This is a genomic window from Streptococcus suis (genome assembly GCF_002964045.1).
In the GTDB taxonomy this organism is placed as follows: Bacteria; Bacillota; Bacilli; order Lactobacillales; family Streptococcaceae; genus Streptococcus; species Streptococcus suis_U.
The window spans coordinates 1-272 of the sequence record NZ_POPB01000049.1; the positions used below are offsets into that span (position 1 = coordinate 1).

1 protein-coding gene is annotated in these 272 nt (G+C 44.9%); it reads left to right on the forward strand.

Going from position 1 to position 272, the window contains the following annotated elements:
* The coding region (locus C1E99_RS00210) for a S8 family serine peptidase (protein ID WP_153060108.1) at nucleotides 1-272 on the forward strand (272 nt) is incomplete at both ends.

Consider the following 272-nt stretch of genomic DNA (forward strand, 5'->3'; position numbering starts at 1 on the left):
TGGCGAGCTAAAACCAGACTTAGCTGCTCCAGGTGGTGCTATTTATGCAGCCATCAATGATAATGACTATGCCAACATGCAGGGAACAAGTATGGCTTCACCACACGTAGCAGGAGCAGCCGTACTAGTAAAACAATATTTACAGGCAACTTACCCTACTAAGTCCCCTCAAGAAATCGAAGCCTTAGTAAAACACTTGCTTATGTCTACTGCTAAAGCACATGTGAACAAAGAAACAACAGCCTACACTTCCCCACGCCAACAAGGTTCAG